This window comes from Streptococcus sp. HMSC064D12 (genome assembly GCF_001837205.1).
Taxonomy (GTDB): domain Bacteria; phylum Bacillota; class Bacilli; order Lactobacillales; family Streptococcaceae; genus Streptococcus; species Streptococcus salivarius_D.
On record NZ_KV831739.1, the window covers coordinates 96,956 to 115,182 of the forward strand.

General features: G+C 41.0%; 18 protein-coding genes. 3 read left to right on the forward strand and 15 right to left on the reverse strand.

Features of this window, described 5'->3' with window-relative positions; genetic code table 11:
* Positions 1-2: 2 nt before the first annotated feature.
* Positions 3-1,814: a DNA primase gene (gene dnaG, locus HMPREF2697_RS10365; RefSeq protein WP_002886808.1), complete on the reverse strand. Its 1,812-nt coding sequence runs from the start codon at positions 1,812-1,814 to the stop codon at positions 3-5.
* A gap of 162 nt (positions 1,815-1,976) precedes the next feature.
* Between dnaG and mscL the strand changes: the two genes are divergently transcribed.
* Positions 1,977-2,354 carry a large conductance mechanosensitive channel protein MscL gene (gene mscL, locus HMPREF2697_RS05260; RefSeq protein WP_002886807.1) on the forward strand — a complete coding sequence of 126 codons (378 nt, stop codon included), beginning with the start codon at positions 1,977-1,979 and terminating at the stop codon, positions 2,352-2,354.
* A 149-nt stretch (positions 2,355-2,503) separates the two neighbouring features.
* Here the strand turns inward: mscL and rpsU are convergent, their stop codons facing one another.
* The 9 genes from rpsU to HMPREF2697_RS05310 all read right to left on the reverse strand — a co-directional run bounded on the left by rpsU (position 2,504) and on the right by HMPREF2697_RS05310 (position 11,307).
* Positions 2,504-2,680 (reverse strand): 30S ribosomal protein S21, encoded by a 177-nt coding sequence (gene rpsU / locus HMPREF2697_RS05265; protein WP_002884573.1) that lies wholly within the window; start codon positions 2,678-2,680, stop codon positions 2,504-2,506.
* Between the two features lie 192 nt (positions 2,681-2,872).
* On the reverse strand, positions 2,873-3,667 hold the full coding sequence (locus tag HMPREF2697_RS05270; RefSeq protein WP_045772215.1) for an ABC transporter substrate-binding protein: 795 nt from the start codon (positions 3,665-3,667) through the stop codon (positions 2,873-2,875).
* A gap of 61 nt (positions 3,668-3,728) precedes the next feature.
* A complete protein-coding gene (locus HMPREF2697_RS05275) occupies positions 3,729-4,838 on the reverse strand; it encodes an aminotransferase (RefSeq protein ID WP_070849864.1) in 1,110 nt (369 codons plus the stop codon).
* A gap of 244 nt (positions 4,839-5,082) precedes the next feature.
* Positions 5,083-5,880, reverse strand: a complete 798-nt coding sequence (locus tag HMPREF2697_RS05280; protein WP_070849866.1) for a transporter substrate-binding domain-containing protein — start codon at positions 5,878-5,880, stop codon at positions 5,083-5,085.
* Between the two features lie 11 nt (positions 5,881-5,891).
* A complete protein-coding gene (locus tag HMPREF2697_RS05285) occupies positions 5,892-6,704 on the reverse strand; it encodes a transporter substrate-binding domain-containing protein (protein ID WP_070849868.1) in 813 nt (270 codons plus the stop codon).
* 215 nt (positions 6,705-6,919) lie between these two features.
* Positions 6,920-7,384, reverse strand: a complete 465-nt coding sequence (locus HMPREF2697_RS05290) for an 8-oxo-dGTP diphosphatase (protein ID WP_002886803.1) — start codon at positions 7,382-7,384, stop codon at positions 6,920-6,922.
* 315 nt (positions 7,385-7,699) lie between these two features.
* A complete protein-coding gene (gene uvrB / locus HMPREF2697_RS05300; protein ID WP_070849870.1) occupies positions 7,700-9,691 on the reverse strand; it encodes an excinuclease ABC subunit UvrB in 1,992 nt (663 codons plus the stop codon).
* A complete protein-coding gene (locus tag HMPREF2697_RS05305; RefSeq protein WP_070849872.1) occupies positions 9,681-10,301 on the reverse strand; it encodes a hypothetical protein in 621 nt (206 codons plus the stop codon). Before HMPREF2697_RS05305 ends, uvrB begins: the two co-directional genes overlap by 11 nt.
* A gap of 70 nt (positions 10,302-10,371) precedes the next feature.
* Entirely contained in the window at positions 10,372-11,307 is a 936-nt protein-coding gene (locus HMPREF2697_RS05310) for a CPBP family intramembrane glutamic endopeptidase (protein WP_070849874.1), read from the reverse strand.
* Positions 11,308-11,505: 198 nt separating this feature from the next.
* Here HMPREF2697_RS05310 and HMPREF2697_RS05315 point away from each other — a divergent pair, with 198 nt between their 5' ends.
* Together HMPREF2697_RS05315 and HMPREF2697_RS05320 are read left to right on the forward strand one after the other, a co-directional pair.
* Positions 11,506-13,704, forward strand: coding sequence for an ABC transporter substrate-binding protein/permease (locus tag HMPREF2697_RS05315; protein WP_070849876.1), 2,199 nt, complete (start codon positions 11,506-11,508; stop codon positions 13,702-13,704).
* A complete protein-coding gene (locus HMPREF2697_RS05320; protein ID WP_002886797.1) occupies positions 13,704-14,444 on the forward strand; it encodes an amino acid ABC transporter ATP-binding protein in 741 nt (246 codons plus the stop codon). The genes HMPREF2697_RS05315 and HMPREF2697_RS05320 overlap by 1 nt, the downstream gene beginning before the upstream one ends.
* 73 nt (positions 14,445-14,517) lie before the next feature.
* Here the strand turns inward: HMPREF2697_RS05320 and HMPREF2697_RS05325 are convergent, their stop codons facing one another.
* The 5 genes from HMPREF2697_RS05325 to HMPREF2697_RS05345 all read right to left on the reverse strand — a co-directional run bounded on the left by HMPREF2697_RS05325 (position 14,518) and on the right by HMPREF2697_RS05345 (position 18,219).
* The gene (locus HMPREF2697_RS05325) at positions 14,518-14,715 is read right to left on the reverse strand and encodes a hypothetical protein (protein WP_002884415.1); all 198 of its coding nucleotides are present in this window, start codon (positions 14,713-14,715) and stop codon (positions 14,518-14,520) included.
* 179 nt (positions 14,716-14,894) lie between these two features.
* The gene (gene obgE, locus HMPREF2697_RS05330) at positions 14,895-16,208 is read right to left on the reverse strand and encodes a GTPase ObgE (RefSeq protein WP_002884694.1); all 1,314 of its coding nucleotides are present in this window, start codon (positions 16,206-16,208) and stop codon (positions 14,895-14,897) included.
* Positions 16,209-16,302: 94 nt separating this feature from the next.
* Positions 16,303-16,431, reverse strand: a complete 129-nt coding sequence (locus HMPREF2697_RS05335; RefSeq protein WP_002884629.1) for a DUF4044 domain-containing protein — start codon at positions 16,429-16,431, stop codon at positions 16,303-16,305.
* A gap of 81 nt (positions 16,432-16,512) precedes the next feature.
* Complete coding sequence (locus tag HMPREF2697_RS05340) at positions 16,513-17,244, reverse strand: pseudouridine synthase (protein ID WP_002886795.1); 732 nt, start codon at positions 17,242-17,244, stop codon at positions 16,513-16,515.
* Positions 17,245-18,219 carry a GyrI-like domain-containing protein gene (locus HMPREF2697_RS05345; RefSeq protein WP_070849878.1) on the reverse strand — a complete coding sequence of 325 codons (975 nt, stop codon included), beginning with the start codon at positions 18,217-18,219 and terminating at the stop codon, positions 17,245-17,247.
* Between the last annotated feature and the right edge of the window lie 8 nt (positions 18,220-18,227).

An 18,227-nucleotide genomic window follows, 5' to 3' on the forward strand; every position in this document is an offset into this window, starting at 1 on the left:
TGTTACTCCATATCTCGTTTTTGGGCGATGAGCATCTGCAGGGCTTCCACCGCTGCATCCACATCACCGTGGTTACTTGATTCTCTTATTTGTTTACTTTGCTTACGAAAGTCCTGTTCCCTCAAAAAATGATTTCTACGTTCTTCGATAGCCTGAACTTCTTCAAGACTAGTTTCAGGTGGTAAAATCTCCTCTAAAACCTGATAATAGGCTGTCTGCACCTCTTGTGAAAGTAGAGACAAAGCTACGGTATCAATCTGACCATCCTGCTTCAGAATATGATAAAGCTCCTCTAACTCAGGTGTTTGGAAGAAAAACTCCTCTCTCATGCGATAGTCATTCAAAATCATCGGATGATTAAGCATACGATGGAAGAGTTGATTTTCCGCTCGGCGAAGACCTGTAATCTTAGGTGTAGAAGGTAGTTTGACCGTCCCTCTAAATCCTGATGCTGAAGACTCATAAGCACTATTACTAGCAGCTGATAATTGAGCCGTCTGCTGATTCCTCATGGTCAACCGTTCGTTATTGACCGCTTGCTCGACTTGGAAAAAATCAAAGTCTGGCAAAAGGTCAGCCACCTTAGAAATGTAGGAATTTTGTGCCGTCACAGAAGGTGACTTGGCAATAATCTTAGCAATCTGCTCAACATAGGCAATCTCCGCTTGAAGATTGTCCACATTAGCAGGCTTGAGCTGTCCTATCCAAAATTCCACATCTGAAATGCGTGACTCGACCAAAAGTTTACCCAAAGCTTCTTCAGATGTTTTCTGTAGATATTCATCAGGGTCCATATTGTCTGGAATTTTAACAATATCCACTTGAAAATCCGATAAAAGCTCAAGAGACTTGGCAATCGCATTTTGCCCAGCCTTATCACCATCATAGGTCAGAACAATTTTCTTGGTTAACTTACGAAGACGATTAACATGCTCAGGGGTCAACGCCGTCCCCATAGAAGCCACAGCATTAACATGCCCAGCCCTATAGGCAGCAATGACATCCATGAATCCCTCCATCAGATAGACCTCATGGGTCTTCTGAATCACTGGTTTAGCCTGATCGAGGTGGTAGAGTTCGTAAGACTTATTGAAAATGCGGGTAGCCCTCGTATTTTTGTACTTGGCTTGTCCTTTTTCAATATCGTCCTTGGTCCAAACACGCCCTGAAAAACCGATAGTCTTTCCAAACTCATTCTTAAGCGGAAACATGATTCGATTTTTAAAAGTATCGAAAAGGCGATTACTTTCAGAAAGATTAAAAAGACCTGATTCTGTCAGTACCTCTTCGTCATATTTTTTTGATACAGACTGATAGAGATAATCTGGTTCGTCAGGGGCTAGACCAATCTGGAAGGTCTTAAGTAAATCGTCAGTCATACCACGCTCATAGAGGTAGGCACGCGCTGCTTCTCCTATCTTAGTCGTCATCAGAACTGCGTGATAAAACTTAAGCGCATCCTCATGAAGATCATAGAAGGCTTGATTAGGAGAATTCTGCTGCTGAGCCTGTCTTGGTGCATCTATCGTAACTGCAATACCTAAGCGGTCTGCCAGAACCTTGACACTTTCTTGGAAAGAAATCTGACGGTATTCCTCTAAAAATTTAAAGACATCCCCAGACTTTCCACAACCAAAACAATGATAAAACTGCCTATCCTCGATAACATTAAATGAGGGGGTTTTCTCCTTATGGAAAGGGCAGAGACCGAGGTAATTTCGACCTGCGCGATTAAGACTGACAACTTCACCAATCACGTCGACGATATTGGTACTGCTCTTAATATCTTCTATTAAAGCTTTATCAATTACCATCTAACTGCCCCCTATCTTACCATAATTGCATTACTTCTAATTATAACACGATGAAAAATGAAAGTAAAATAAAATTGATTTTTCATGAGCAAATCCCTTGTCAAGAATTACAAAATTGGATAAACTATTAAAAATAAATAAAAGAAGGGAATCATTATCAAAATGATTAAAGAACTTAAAGATTTTTTATTCAGGGGGAATGTCCTTGATCTTGCTGTAGCCGTTGTTATGGGAGCTGCCTTCAACGCTATCATCACTTCACTTGTAAGTGATATTATCACTCCAGTTATCCTTAACCCAGTTGTTAAAGCTGCTAACGTTGAAAACCTCTCTAAATTGTCATGGAACGGTATCGCTTACGGTAACTTCTTGAGTGCAATTATCAACTTCATCATCGTTGGTACTACCCTCTTCTTCGTTGTTAAAGCTGCTAACCACGCTGTAGCTCTCGGTAAAAAAGAAGAAGCTACTGAAGAAGCAGCAGCTCCATCACAAGAAGAATTGCTTGCTGAAATCCGCGATCTTCTTGCAAACAAATAATCTTTATTTGTTCACCTAAAAGCATATGAAACTTAAGACGCTTGAACTATCAGACGTCTTATTTTTTTATACCAAGAGACTTATCTATTCGAAGTAACAGAAAAAAGCTTGAGTAAACTCAAGCTTTTTTCTGTTAATTTCATTCTTAATTAGAATTTTTTACGTTTGCGAGCTGCCTCTGATTTACGTTTACGTTTTACAGAAGGTTTTTCGTAATGTTCACGTTTACGAGCCTCTTGAAGAGTACCAGCTTTAGTCACAGAACGTTTGAAACGACGAAGAGCGTCGTCAAGTGATTCGTTTTTACGTACTACTGTTTTTGACATTGAATTCACCTCCTCAAGATAATGTAACATTTTACACGTTCTATTCAAGTATACAAGACTGATCTTTTTCTGTCAAGAAATATCTTTTAAGTTTGAGTAATTTTGATGTCAACACTATTTTCTAAGTCTTATTGGAGATTATCAGGGGCTTTACCATACAAAAAACTAGAGGAATCATCCTCTAGCTCTCTTTTATTCAACTGCTGTGTATTTAGAAGCATCCTTGATGTACTCGTCGTAAGTACCATTGTCTTTCAATTTCTTGATAACCTTGTTTACTGCTTCTTTCAATTTGTCATTGCCTTTAGCCATAGCGACTGCTTTAGCATCACCATCGTCAACTTTGAGGGCTACACTTGCCAATGCCAAATCTGGATTTTGTGCCACGTAACCTTCTGCTACTGGTTTTTCAAGGTCAACAGCATCAACTTGGCCAGATTTAACTTCGTTAATGGCTTCACCCATTGCTGTAAGTGATACGACTGTTGAGTCTTTCAACTGTTTCTTAGCAAGCCCTTCTTCGATAGCACCTTTTTGAACGGCAACTTTTTTACCTTTGAAAGCATCTAGGCTTGAGTAGGTAGATTCTTGATCTTTACGAACAATGATAGCATTTTGTGTTTCGTAGTAAGGATCTGAGAAATCGAAGGTTTTCTTACGTTCATCAGTCACTGAGATACCAGAGATGGCAATATCAGCCTTACCAGCTTGAAGACTAGAAAGGACATTGTCAAAGCTCATAGTTGTCACTTCGAGTTTAACCCCAAGTTCATCAGCGATAGCTTGTGCCAACTTGATGTCCGAACCAACGACTTGGTCTTTACCGTCAACCAAAGTTTTGAACTCAAATGGTGCATAGTCTGGACTGACAGCCACGACAAGTTTTTTATTTTCTTTAATAGATTCGTAAGCGTCTTTTTTTGACCCACATGCCACCAAAGTCACAGCAGCAAGGAGAGCCATGGCTCCAAGGAATAGTTTTTTCATAAGAAACTCCTGTATAAATATAATTTTTGCTTGTTTATTTTACTTAAAATTAGTGGTATTGTCAACATTTATTAAGAAATTGCGACAATTTTTCTAAGCCCTTTTGAAGGACTTCCTTGTCACAACAATAACCAATGCGAACATGGGACTCCTTGTCAAAACGGTTACCCGGAACCACAAGAACACCATAGTCCTGAAGAAGCTCTAAAGCAAAATCTTCGATAGGTCGATTCACATCTAATTTGACGAAAGAGGTGGAAACACTGGCAGGTCTAATCCATGACGCCTTAGATTCCCTGGCAATCCACGTATCCATAAGAGCTAGATTTTCCTCTACAATCTGACGATTACGTTCTAGGATGGCTTCTTTATTTTCCAAGACAAGGGTAGCCACCATATCATCAAAGACACCAGCACAAATCATCGTGTAGTCGCGGTAGTCACGCAGAATATCCGCCACCTCTGTGTTAGAAGCAACCCAACCCACACGAATACCGGGAATGGAATAGGTCTTTGACAGACTATTGACGGCAATACCCTTTTCATACAAATCTACAATAGAAGGCGCAGGCTGGTCAAAACTGCGATAGACCTCATCTGAGAAGATATAGGCGTCTACTTCTTTAGCGATAGCCACTAGCTCCTCAAGGTAAGCAGCGTCCATCAGGGCACCGGTAGGATTGTTGGCGTTGTTAATACAGATCATCTTGGTATTAGGGCGAATCAGACGACGGAGTTGGTCCAAATCAGGCAACCACCCCTTGTCCTCTTCAACCGCCCAGAGATCCACATCTGCTCCTAGTGACTTAGGAATGTCATAGAGCTGCTGATAAGTTGGATACATGGAGATGACATGGTCTTCAGGCTCAATAAGAGCGTAAAGGGCTAGCATCGTCGCTCCCGTTGCCCCGTTGGTTTGGAGGATATTATCAACCGGCATGTTCTTGTATAAACTAGCCACCTGAGTTTTGAACTCTGGTGCCCCCTCAATCCAGCCGTAATCCATCTTTTTCTTTAGCAGTTGGGCAAAAAAGGCGTCCTTATCAAGGCCTGACAGGTCAAATAATTCTTCCATTGTGAGGGCCTTAATTGAAACTCCTGCGATATCATATATGGCAGATTTTTCATGGACATTAAGCCATTCTTCAACACCAAAACGTGGTAGCTTCATAGTTTCTCCTTGCTTTTCTTAAGCACTCTATACGATGTCATTTGTCTATTGAACAGACTTACCTACTTTGATAATAACCGTTTTTAGCAGAGAATTCAATAAAAAATGGGGTATTGCCCCATTTTAGATTTAAGAATTTTTGGAGACTCCCCCTAAGTGAGTAAAGCGAGGACCAAACGAGACTTTTCACTGTTGATGAAAGCACCTGAAACATGCTCGTTTCAGGTGCTCGGGAGTTTTAAATTTACTTACTTTGTTTGTAGGTTGATGCTTCTTTCAACCATTGGTCAAATTTTCCAGAGTCCTTAGTCTCTTTGATGACGGCATTGATTTCTTTAAGCAAGTCATCTGAACCCTTACGTGTTGCGACGGCATAAGCATCTGTACCATCTGACTTGAGATTAAAGTTGGCAAGGGTTAAATCATCATTTTGGGCGATATAACCTTCTGCAATGGCCTTCTCAAGTACAACTGCTTGAAGCTGACCTGATTTAAGTTCGTTAATCATTTCACCATTTGAAGCTAGTGATACGACACTTGCCTTAGGGATTTGTTTCTTAGCAACGGTTTCTTGGACAGACCCTTTTTGCGTACCGACCGTTTGTTTAGCGAGACTATCATTGCTTGTGTAGTCATTTACCTTGTCTTTTTTGACAATCACTACATTTTCTGACGTATAGTAGCTGTCTGAAAAATCATAAACCTTCTTACGTTCGTCTGTCACCGAAATACCAGCAATGGCGATATCAGCTTTACCACTTTGCACGTTAGCAAGAACATTATCAAAAGACATCACGGAAAATTCAACCTTTACACCGAGTTTTTCACCGATAGCTTTGGCCAACTCGATATCTGCTCCAACCAGCGTATCTTTGCCGTTAACCAACGATTTGAACTCAAAAGGCGCAAATTCAGATTCTGTTGCCACGACAATTTTCTTCTTTTCCTTAATCGTTTTGGGACTTACTCCCTGACTTCCGCTACAAGCAACTAGAAAGCAGGTAGCGACTAGAGCTGTAAGGATAAACCAAAATTTCTTCATATAATAACCCCTTATTTAGTAGAACTCTTAAGAGAGAGAGCATAGGCATCTTGAACATAGCTGTCAATCTTACCTTCTTTTTTGAGTTTAGCGATAACCTTATTAACCTTTGCTTTTAGCTTATCGCTTCCTTTAGGCATTGCGACGGCATAGGCATCTTTTGAATCTGACTTGAGTGCAATATATGACACAGCTAGATCACTATTTTGATCTACATAACCTTGTGCAATGGCCTTTTCAAGAACCACTCCTTCAACTTGACCAGATTTCAATTCATTGATAGCTTCACCAGGTTGCGCCAAGGATACCACATTAGCATCTGACAAGTTGGCTTTGGCGATATTTTCTTGAATAGAACCTTTTTGAACGGCTACAGATTTTTTAGCAAAATCACCGGTTTGTTTGTAAGTTCCTGTTGCATCTTTTTTGACAACAAGAACCGTTTCAGACTCATAGTAGGTATCTGAGAAATCAAAGATTTTCTGGCGTTCTTTAGTGGCTGAGATTCCGGAAATGGCGATGTCTGCTTTACCAGATTGAACATTGGCCAAGACATTATCAAAAGACATTTCAGAGAATTTGACTTTTACACCAAGCTCATCTGCAATAGCCTTAGCAATTTCGACATCTGCCCCAACAATCGTATCCTTACCATTTTGGATCGTCTTGAATTCAAAAGGAGCAAAGTGAGGATTAAGAGCAACTGTCAATGTCCCTTTATCTTGTACCTTTTCCAAAGTGTCCTTCGACGAAGAACAAGCTGCTAAAGTCGTCAAAGCAAAGATCCCTGCAAATCCTAACAAAAGTTTTTTCCATGTTTTCATAATCAATCTCTTTTCTATATTTATTAACTTATGTAAGTATAATAATGTATTATTATGCATTTGTCAATGAAAAAATGAACTTTTATTGATTGTAATTTTCATTTTTATTAATTTTACCGTCATTACAAAATCTGAAAATCACTTATTTAAAGCTCTTTTATCTGATTTTAAAGACAAAAAAACTATTCATTCATCTGAATAAATAGTTCATATTATTACCAAAATTCTCGGATAAAGTCATTTTCAAGACGCTCACGATAGAAAAGTTCAGAGAGTTGATCCTCTTCAAACACGCGCAATAGGTTGAGCATGTCATAGGCCAGCTCCATCTTAGGAACATCCTCCCTGGCAACCCAACGGACTTCTCCCTCCTCTGTCGAGTGAATATCTCCTTCAAAGTCTGAAGTTCTATAGAGGAAAACGAGATAACGCTCGTCATCTGTCGTGTACCAATGTTTCATACCAACCAATTTAGGATTTTTAATGGTAAGACCGGTTTCTTCTTTGACTTCACGAATAACTGATTCCACTAGCCCCTCATGTGCTTCAATATGACCACCAGGCAAGGCAGCACCCGACCAAGAATATCTTTTCGGGTCGCGAATTTGCATGACAATATTTCCATGGTCATCTTCGATGAGACACATGTTGGTCAGAATAGTAGCTTGTGAACGTGACATAGATAGTCCTTTCTAGTAAGTAATCAAATAAAATCTTGACAATTAGTTTTTAATCGACTCTCGATGTCGCAAATGCAGATAAATAGAAGCATAGAAAGCCATAAACAATATATAACCAAACATTTGTATCCAAACAAGTTCTCTTTTTATAGTCCACATGGGCTCAAAAATAATTTGTGGATTATCTTCATTCATATCACTTATACCTACCATAGCATGCAACAGAAATACAATAAGGTTAAAATTTAAACCAATAAAAGCCGCAATTTTTCTCTGGCCCATCTTGTTAAAGTGTTAACCCAAGGCTCAGTATTTCTAATCCATACTCCTCAGTTCTAGCACCATATCACGGATTTGAGCCGCCAATTCAAAGTCAAGCAGTTCTGCTGCTTCGTGCATTTGTTTTTGAAGTTTCTTGATGGCTTCTTGGCGTTCTTTCTTGTTCATGGCACTGTAGTCCACAGTATCCTCTGCTACTTCTGCTTCATTAGCCTTGGTAATCGAAATAAGGTCACGAATTTCTTTCTTAATCGTTTGTGGAACAATGCCATGCTCCTTATTATAGGCCATCTGGATTTCACGACGACGAGCTGTTTCATCCATGGCTTTTTGCATAGACTCCGTAATCTTATCCGCATACATGATAACATGCCCTTCGCTATTTCGGGCAGCACGTCCAATCGTTTGGATAAGTCCACGTTCGTTACGAAGGAAACCTTCCTTATCAGCATCCAAAATAGCAACCAGACTAACTTCAGGAACGTCAATCCCTTCACGAAGAAGGTTAATCCCAATAAGAACATCAAAGACACCCAAACGTAGGTCACGGATAATCTCAGTACGTTCCAAAGTCTTAATGTCAGAGTGCATGTATTTGACCTTGACACCCATTTCCTTGAGATAGTCAGTCAAGTCTTCAGCCATCTTCTTAGTCAAAGTGGTTACAAAGACACGCTCGCCTTTTTCAGTTCGGGCATTGATTTCACCAAGGAGGTCATCCATTTGTCCCATGGTTGGACGCACTTCGACTTCTGGGTCAAGAAGCCCTGTCGGACGGATGATTTGCTCAACGACAGTCTCAGTCTGCTCCATCTCATAGTCCCCTGGAGTGGCAGACACATAGACAATCTGATGAACATGGCTCTCAAATTCTTCACGTCGAAGTGGACGGTTATCAAGAGCCGATGGTAAACGGAAACCGTAATCAACCAGCATCTTCTTACGGGCCTGGTCCCCGTTATACATTCCCTTAATCTGACCCATGGTCATGTGACTTTCATCAATCATTATGAGGAAATCTTCTGGGAAGAAATCAAGCAAGGTGAACGGTGGCTCGCCTTCTTTACGACCATCCATGTGGCGTGAGTAGTTTTCGACACCATTGATATAGCCCATCTCACGAAGCATTTCAACATCGTATTCTGTCCTTTGGCGGATACGTTGAGCCTCGATGAGCTTACCCTCAGCTTCAAATTGCTTAACCTGAGCTTCCATTTCTTCCATAATATTCTTGATGGCTTCTTCCATATGCTCTTCATTGGTCATAAAGTGAGTCGCCGGGAAAAGAACAAGGTGCTCAACCTCGCCGAGATTGCGTCCTGTCAAACTTTCAATCTCACAGATGCGGTCAATCTCATCACCGAAAAATTCGACACGAAAGGCATGTTCATCACGGCTAGCCGGGAAAATTTCGACTACATCACCACGTACACGGAATTTCCCACGTTGGAAATCAATGTCATTTCGCTCAAACTGGATATCAACCAGATCATTTAGCAACTTATCTCGAGAAATTTCCTGACCTGGACGAAGGCTAACCGCTGAATCGGCATATTCTTTTGGCGAACCCAAACCGTAAATACAAGAAACGGAAGCCACAACGATAACATCATTACGCTCAAGGAGGGCCGATGTCGCTGAGTGACGGAGTTTATCAATTTCATCGTTTACAGAGCTATCTTTTTCGATATAGGTATCTGATGATGGTACATAGGCCTCTGGCTGATAGAAATCATAGTAGGAAACGAAGTATTCCACAGCATTGTCTGGGAAGAACTCCTTGAACTCTCCATAAAGCTGACCTGCCAAAGTTTTATTGTGGGCGATAACCAAGGTTGGTTTATTGACGCGCTGGATGACCTGACTCATGGTATAGGTCTTACCTGTCCCTGTCGCCCCCTTTAGAATTTGAGCCTTCTCACCACCTTCAATATTATCCACCAAGGCTTCGATGGCCTGAGGTTGATCCCCAGAAGGTTCATATTTAGAAACCAAATGGAATTGGTTGTCTTCTTTTCTATCTATCATTCTTTTTCCTTTCATTTATGTAATCATTCATCTCTTGGTCGGAGAAAAATTCTCCTTCTGCGATAGGAATGTGAATCATTTTTGTCTCAGCAACGTATTTTCGCTTTTTTCGTGTCTGAAAACCAAGTTTTTTATCATATTTCAAGGCCCTTTTACTATCATTGAAAAAAATGTATAAAACTCTATATCTCTTTCTTTCCCAAGACCTTATATTTCCGAAATCATCGATACGTTTTAGAATATAGTATATAGTCGACGAGTGTTTGGCATCATCCATTGGCGTTGACCAATCCTTCATAACCAAGTCAATCTCAGACAGCGGAATCTCAAAGGTTACTCGTCCACATAACCTTCCATAATAAATAAAGGTATCATTGTTAATTTCCAAAATTTTTTTATGACCTTTAAGTCTCACAATACCATCAACTAAATTAGTCAGAGCATGAAGAGATATTAGTAAAATGAAGAATGCAACACAGTTGTCTACAAAGTTCCCAAAACGATAATCATCTAAAAGAAACCAGCAGAATAGACCGGTGGAAGCGACAAGAAATATAAGTCCATAGACAATTTGGACACAAATCATACCTCGCTCAAGTCTAACTCTCATCTCTTCCCCTTTTCCAAACTTTCTTCTATTTTAACACAGAAGTAAAAAGACCGAGTCTTTGAACTCAGCCTTAAAAGTTTTCTTTTTTCAATTGTAGACGAAGGATGACGATACCTACCAGGAGTACGAGACAGGTAACGAGATTTCCTTCCAGACCAAAGGCTCCACCTGATAACCAATCAGGCACGCCTGACCTGGCCTGAAAGTGCAATAAGCTACCGCCAGCATCCTGTCCACTAACTGCCACGCCAACTAGATTCCCTTGCGCAAAGTTCCAAGCACCGTGAAGGGCAGCGACACCCCAGATATTATCTGTCTTGAGCATGTAAAGAGCCAAAAGAACTCCTACTAGAACAATACTGATTAGAGACAAGGCGGTAACACCCTGGTTTCCTAGGTGTAATATTGAAAAGAAAGAACTTGAAATAGCAATTCCCCAGGAAAGGTTCAATTTATTAGTCACCGTCTGAAGTAACCATCCACGTGTCACCAGTTCCTCGGTTCCACCTTGGATAAACCAGAAAGGGATTAGGGATAGTATGTATAAGAGGGTTCTCTGAGAAAAGTCTACTTTTACAAATTCTAACCCTCCAAGTAAATAAGTCCCAAGGAAACTAACTAACAAGAGCAGGGTTCCCAATCCCCAGCCCTTAAGCAGGTTCAACCAAATATGACCCTTGAAGAATCCCAGTGTACGAATGGGACGTTTTTCAACAACTTTAACCCAGAAAAAGATAGCTAAGGCAGTAAAGGCAAAGGCTCCCAACTGAAAATACAAGGTTGAAAATATTTTATAGTAAATCGAATGTATATCCTGGAACTGAATGTTGCCATTTAATACTAAGAACGAAAGAACAATAGCCATTGGAATTCCCACAACAATCCCTGATAGAAATCCACTTATAAGGAAATAACCCAAGGCAATAAAACAGGACAGCATAATCATCAGCCAACTTGGAACTTTATCATATCGGCTAGTATATTTCTCAAGCATACGTTTCTTCATTTTTCAGCTCCTGTAACAAATCTTACATGTATTCGATTACAGTGTAACTAATTGACACAAGCTTGTCAACTTCTTCTCAGATAGCTCTCATATCTAACGAACCTTGTTACATTTCCTAACATCAAACTCCAAGAAGTTTGATAACAAGACCTTTTTTTGATAGAATAGGAAGGTATTTTATAAAGGAGACTTTTTATAATGAAGAAAAAACTTCTGACACTCTTCTTGAGTGCCATGTCAGTTTTCTTTGTTTTCGGAGCCAAGGTATCTGCTGAAACAATTTCAGTCGTTTCAGACACAGCCTATGCCCCATTTGAATTCAAAGATTCTGATCAGACCTACAAAGGTATCGACGTTGATATCATCAACGAAGTTGCCAAACGTAAAAATTGGGATGTTAACCAAACCTTCCCTGGTTTCGATGCAGCCGTTAACGCTGTTCAATCAGGCCAAGCAGACGCCCTAATGGCCGGTACGACTGTTACCGACGCACGTAAGAAGGTCTTCACTTTCTCAGACACTTATTACGACACTTCAATTGTTATCTACACACGTAGCAGCGACAAAGTCAGCGACTACAAACAATTGAAGGGTAAAACAGTCGGTGTTAAAAACGGTACCGCTGCTCAAACTTGGCTTGATAAAAATGCTAGCAAATATGGTTTCACAGTTAAAACTTTTGACACTAGTGATTTGATGAACAATAGCTTGGATTCAGGTTCAGTTGACGCAGCTATGGACGACACACCAGTTGTTAAATACGCTATTGGTCAAGGAAAAGACTACGCTATCAACATTAAGCCTGAATCTATCGGTAGCTTCGCTTTCGCTGTTAAAAAAGGCGGAAAACACGAAAATCTTATCAAAGACTTCAACGAAGCTCTTAAGGAAATGAAGAAAGACGGCACCTACGACAAAATCATGAACAAATGGTTGGGTGACTCAGAAAAATCTTCTTCATCAAAACCTTCAGCAGATCTTAAATTGACTGGTGATGCTAATGCAAAAGCCACTCCTGCTAAGGAAACCTACACTATCTCAATGGACTCATCTTTTGCTCCATTCGAATACCAAAATGGTTCAGGTAAATATGTAGGTATCGATGTTGATATCATCAATGCCATTGCTAAAAACCAAGGTTTCAATGTCAAATTGACTAACCCTGGTTTCGATGCATCACTTAATGCTGTACAATCTAGCCAAGCTGACGCGGTTATGGCTGGTATGACCATCACTGATGCTCGTAAACAAATCTTTGACTTCTCAGATCCTTACTACACATCAAATATTCGTTTGGCTGTAGCCAAAGGAAGTAAGGTTAAATCTTACAAGGATCTTAAAGGTAAGACTGTAGGAGCTAAGAACGGTACGTCATCATACTCATGGTTGGAAGACCACGCTGGTGAGTATGGCTTTACTGTTCGTGCTTACGATGAAGCTTCTACTATGTATGACAGCTTGAACTCTGGTTCAATCGATGCTCTTATGGATGATGAAGCCGTTCTTCTATACGCTATCCAACAAGGACGTAACTTTACAACACCAATTGAAGGTATTGCTACTGGTGAAGTCGGATTTGCTGTTAAAAAAGGCACTAACCCTGAGTTGATTGAGATGTTCAACAATGGTTTGGCTGCTATCGTTAAAGATGGTACTTACGATAAGATTATCAATAAATACCTCGATAACAACAAATCAAAAGAAGGAAGCTCAAAAAAAGCTACCGATGAAACAACCATCGTAGGCTTGATTAAAAACAACTACAAACAACTTCTCCAAGGTCTTGGAATTACCCTTGGATTGACCCTTCTTTCATTTGCTATTGCCATGATTATCGGTGTTATCTTCGGTATGATGGCAGTTGCACCAAACAAGACACTCCGAGTGATTTCGCAAGTCTTTGTTGACGTGGTTCGTGGTATCCCATTGATGATCGTTGCAGCCTTCATCTACTGGGGTATTCCTAACTTGATTGAAAATATCACTGGTCACCAGTCACCAATCAATGACTTTGTGGCAGCGACAATTGCCCTCTCACTTAACGGTGGTGCTTACATTGCCGAAATTGTACGTGGTGGTATCGAAGCTGTTCCTATTGGTCAGATGGAAGCTAGCCGAAGCTTGGGTGTCCCTTACAATACAACAATGCGTAAGGTTATCTTGCCACAAGCGGTTCGCTTGATGTTGCCAAACTTTATCAACCAATTTGTTATCTCATTGAAAGATACGACTATCGTATCAGCTATCGGTTTGGTTGAACTCTTCCAAACTGGTAAAATCATCATTGCTCGTAACTACCAATCATTCCGTATGTATGCGATCTTGGCCATCCTTTACTTGGTCATCATCACATGCTTGACGAAATTGGCTAAACGACTAGAAAAGAGACTTAAATAATGGCTGAATTGAAAATCGATGTGCAGGACTTGCACAAATCATACGGCGACAATGAAGTCCTTAAAGGCATTGACGCCAAATTCTACGAAGGTGACGTTGTGTGTATCATCGGTCCTTCAGGTTCAGGTAAATCAACCTTCCTTCGTACGCTTAACCTACTTGAAACAGTGACATCTGGTAAAGTAGTCGTTGATGGCTATGAATTATCAGATTCTAAGACAAATCTTGACAAAGCCCGTGAAAATATCGGGATGGTCTTCCAACATTTCAACCTCTTCCCACACATGACAGTCCTTGAAAACGTGACATTTGCACCTGTTGAACTCGGACGTATGAATAAGGAAGAAGCTGATAAATTAGCTATGGATCTTCTTGATCGTGTGGGACTTGCTGACAAGGCAGATGCAATGCCAGATAGCCTATCAGGTGGACAAAAACAACGTGTGGCAATTGCCCGTGGTTTGGCAATGAATCCTGATATCATGCTCTTTGACGAACCGACTTCTGCCCTTGACCCTGAGATGGTCGGAGACGTTCTTAACGTTATGAAAGAATTGGCAGAGCAAGGTATGACCATGATTATCGTTACTCACGAAATGGGATTTGCTCGTCAAGTTGCCAACCGAGTAATCTTTACTGCGGACGGTGAGTTCCTCGAAGATGGTACTCCAGATCAAATCTTTGATAACCCACAACACCCACGTTTGAAAGAATTCTTGGACAAGGTTCTAAACGCCTAATTATCAAAACAGTTACTCTTGCTAGAGTAGCTGTTTTTGATTACCATTTTGGATAAGAAAAACAGAGCAAGTGCTAGACTTGCTCTGTTTCTTCATTTAGTTCAGGGTGTTTTGCTGCTTCTTCCCTTGCCAAGCGTTCACGCTCAAGACGGAGTTTTCGGTTAGGATTTAAGCGCGTAAAGAGTTCTTCAAGTTTCTTTGGATTCCAAACATCGGCCGCAGAAACAAAATTTCCATCTTTATCCCTGAAGGATATCGGTTTATCTCCCATTGTAAACCTCTTATTTCAATAATTTATTGTATTCAGCAGATATTTATATCACACTTAGCCACGCCACACAAGTCGGTCGATTATACCGACTTTACGTAGTTAGTGAGGTTGATAGGCAGTCCGCCATAGCGGCTGCCGTAGACTATCAAGTGCTTCAGCACTTAGAGAGTCTTTCAACGTCAATCCACAAACTCAAACTCGAAGTTACCGATACGAACGATATCGCCATCCTTAGCACCACGTTCACGAAGCGCTTCATCAACTCCCATACCACGCAATTGACGTGCAAATTTCATGATAGATTCGTCACGTTCCATGTTAGTCATGACAAAGAGTTTTTCAAGTTTCTCACCAGAAAGTACCCATGAAGCATCGTCGTCACGGCTAATTTCAAATGGACGTTCATCCTCGTTAAAGCCGTAGTAAACTTCTTCTTGTTCCATATCGTCTTCGCTATAAAGCAAGAATTCATCAGTCTCATCAAGCAACTCTGCAGTAGCTTCCAAGAGATTTTCCAAACCTTGGTGAGCCAAACTTGAAATTGGGAAAATTTGTGGCAACTCATCAAATTCATCATAGTTAGCAGCCAATTTTTCCTTAAACTCCTTCAAGTTCTCCTCAGCCCCAGGCATGTCCATCTTATTAGCAACAATAATTTGTGGACGTTCCATCAAGCGAAGGTTGTAAGTTTCCAACTCTTTGTTAATTTGAAGATAATCCTCGTAAGGATCACGCCCTTCACTCGCTGACATATCAATCACATGAAGGATAACACGTGTACGCTCAATGTGACGAAGGAACTGTGTTCCCAAACCAACACCCTGGCTAGCCCCTTCAATCAATCCTGGAAGGTCAGCCATGGCAAAGCTCTCACCTGACTTCGTACGAACCATACCTAAGTTAGGAACAATTGTCGTAAAGTGATAGGCACCAATCTTTGGTTTTGCTGCTGTTACCACACTGAGAATCGTTGATTTACCAACGGATGGGAAACCAACCAAACCAACATCAGCCAAAATCTTCAATTCCAATTGAAGTTCACGCTCTTCACCTGGTTCACCATTTTCAGCGATTTCAGGAGCAGGGTTACGAGGTGTCGCAAAACGGATATTTCCACGTCCACCACGTCCACCGTGAGCAATGACAAACTCTTGGCCATCCTCAACCATATCAGTAATGACCTTACCGGTCTCAGCATCACGAACTGTCGTACCAGGTGGGATGCTAACGATGAGGTCTTCAGCACCTCGTCCGTGCATTCCCTTGGTCATCCCTTTTTCGCCATTCTTAGCCTTGAATTTACGATTATAACGGAAATCCATAAGGGTACGCAAGCCTTCGTCAACCTTGAAAATGACTGAGCCACCCTTACCACCGTCACCGCCCCAAGGACCGCCATTGGGTACATATTTCTCACGACGGAAGGCAACCATCCCGTCTCCACCACGACCAGCTTTGACACTAATCTTGGCTGTATCTAAAAACATACTCATCTATATTTCTCTCTTTCTGATTTGTATGCCATGTACAAATTCAATCACAAACGAAAGAATTTCCGACATACACAAAAAAACGCTTGATAGCGTCTTAAAGGACAGCTGCGACTGCTTGGAAAATCAATGCCCCAACTGTTACTAATAGCATAATCAAAACGACCAATACTGTTAGACGTTCAAAAAATGATTTCTTACGTGGTCCGTTATCTCCAAATGCCACTTGAATTTACCTCGTTTTTTCTTCTATTATTTCACAATAATAGTAACAAAAATCTGCCTATTTCGCAACTCTTAGACTAGCTTAAGCCAAAGGAATTCCAAAAACCGTTAAAGCTTCCAACTCCTCCTCGGTCAAACGTCGCCAAGCACCGACTTCTAAATCATTGGGCAGGCTTAAAGGCCCCATACTTAGGCGTTGTAACTCTGTCACTTCCTTACCACAAGCAGCTACCATACGCTTAACCTGATGAAATTTCCCTTCAGCAATGGTAATCTGAACTAGGCTAGTCCCAACAGCCCTATCTACGGATACAATTTCTAGTTTAGCTGGTTGGCAAGTGTGATCTTTGAGTTCAATCCCTTTTTCAAAAGCCAGAATATCCTCCTGCTCCATGATTCCATCCACCTTAGCCTGATAAATCTTATCAACATGTTTCTTTGGAGACAGCATAGCGTGAGCTAAATCGCCATTATTTGTCAAAAGCAGGAGACCGTGAGTATCAATATCCAAACGACCAACAGGAAAGACCTGCTTATGTCGTGCTGTATCATCCAGTAAATCAAGTACTGTCTTGTGACGGGCATCCTCCGTCGCTGAAATAACACCCTGAGGCTTATTTAACAGATAGTAAACAAAGGTCTCGTGTGTTAATGCTTGACCTTGAAAAGCAATCTGGTCTTGATTCTCATCAATCTGAGTCTTGGGCGACGTCTCCACCTGACCATTTACGGTTACTTGCTTCTTTTTGAGAAAGGTCTTGACTTGACTGCGACTACCAACACCACAATCAACCAAAAACTTATCCAGACGCATCTATACTTCCTCCTTTATTGGAATCCAAACTTCCATTTCATAATCTTCAGCCTGACGATTCCCTGGTGGATAAACCTCTACAGTTGGCTGATCAATCATTTCAAAATGTTTCTTAGCATAATGAAAACTCTCCCAAACAGCTGCTGTTGCAGGCCCTCTAAGTTTAAAAACCGCATAAGTAGCTGGTGCAAGAGCAATCATTTCCATACTATCATCCTCACCAGCCAAGGCCGTTACATAAGTCTTGCGACTGCCATCATTGATTCGAATACCATAGGTAGGAACAGCCAAATCATCTTGTTCTGCCAAAAAGGGTACCCAAAGAAAGTCTGTCGGCTTACCTAGTTCCTCGCCCTCAAAAGCCATCCCTGAAAAACTCAAAAATCCCTTTCGAACAACCTTCACATCATAACGAACGGTTACTAAATCCAACTTTTGAATCACCTTTTTCAGTTTTTTCAGCTCAACTGGAACCTCGTCCGCTAGGACATAGGAAATTTTTTCCACAAATGCTTCTTTTTCAGCATTACCAGAACCTATAGGAACCAAGACCCAATCTTCTGCTGCAACACTTTGATCTTCACAAAGGTAGGTAAAGTGCTTTCCTCCTTCGTTAAAAGACACATCAGCTAAACGAAAAAGGGGCTCAGGCAAATCGACAACCACCATCTCAAGCCCCTTTGCTTGAAACAAGAGCTCTTGATCCCTTAAACGCACTTTCATAGCCAAGCTATCACTATCAATAGAAAAGCTGTTATCCAAGTCCATTACAGACTGAAAGAAGGCCTGGTGTAACCCTGAAAAAGTCCAGACAGCATGCCAACGACACATCATCTCATAATCATCAACGGTCACAAGAAGAGAGAGCTCCTGTTGGTCTGACGCATAAGAATAGGCTTGAACTTTCAATTGGTCTGGTGTCAGGTAGTCATTAACAAAGACCACAAAGTCATCCATGGTTTGAAAATCTGACATAAACGCTC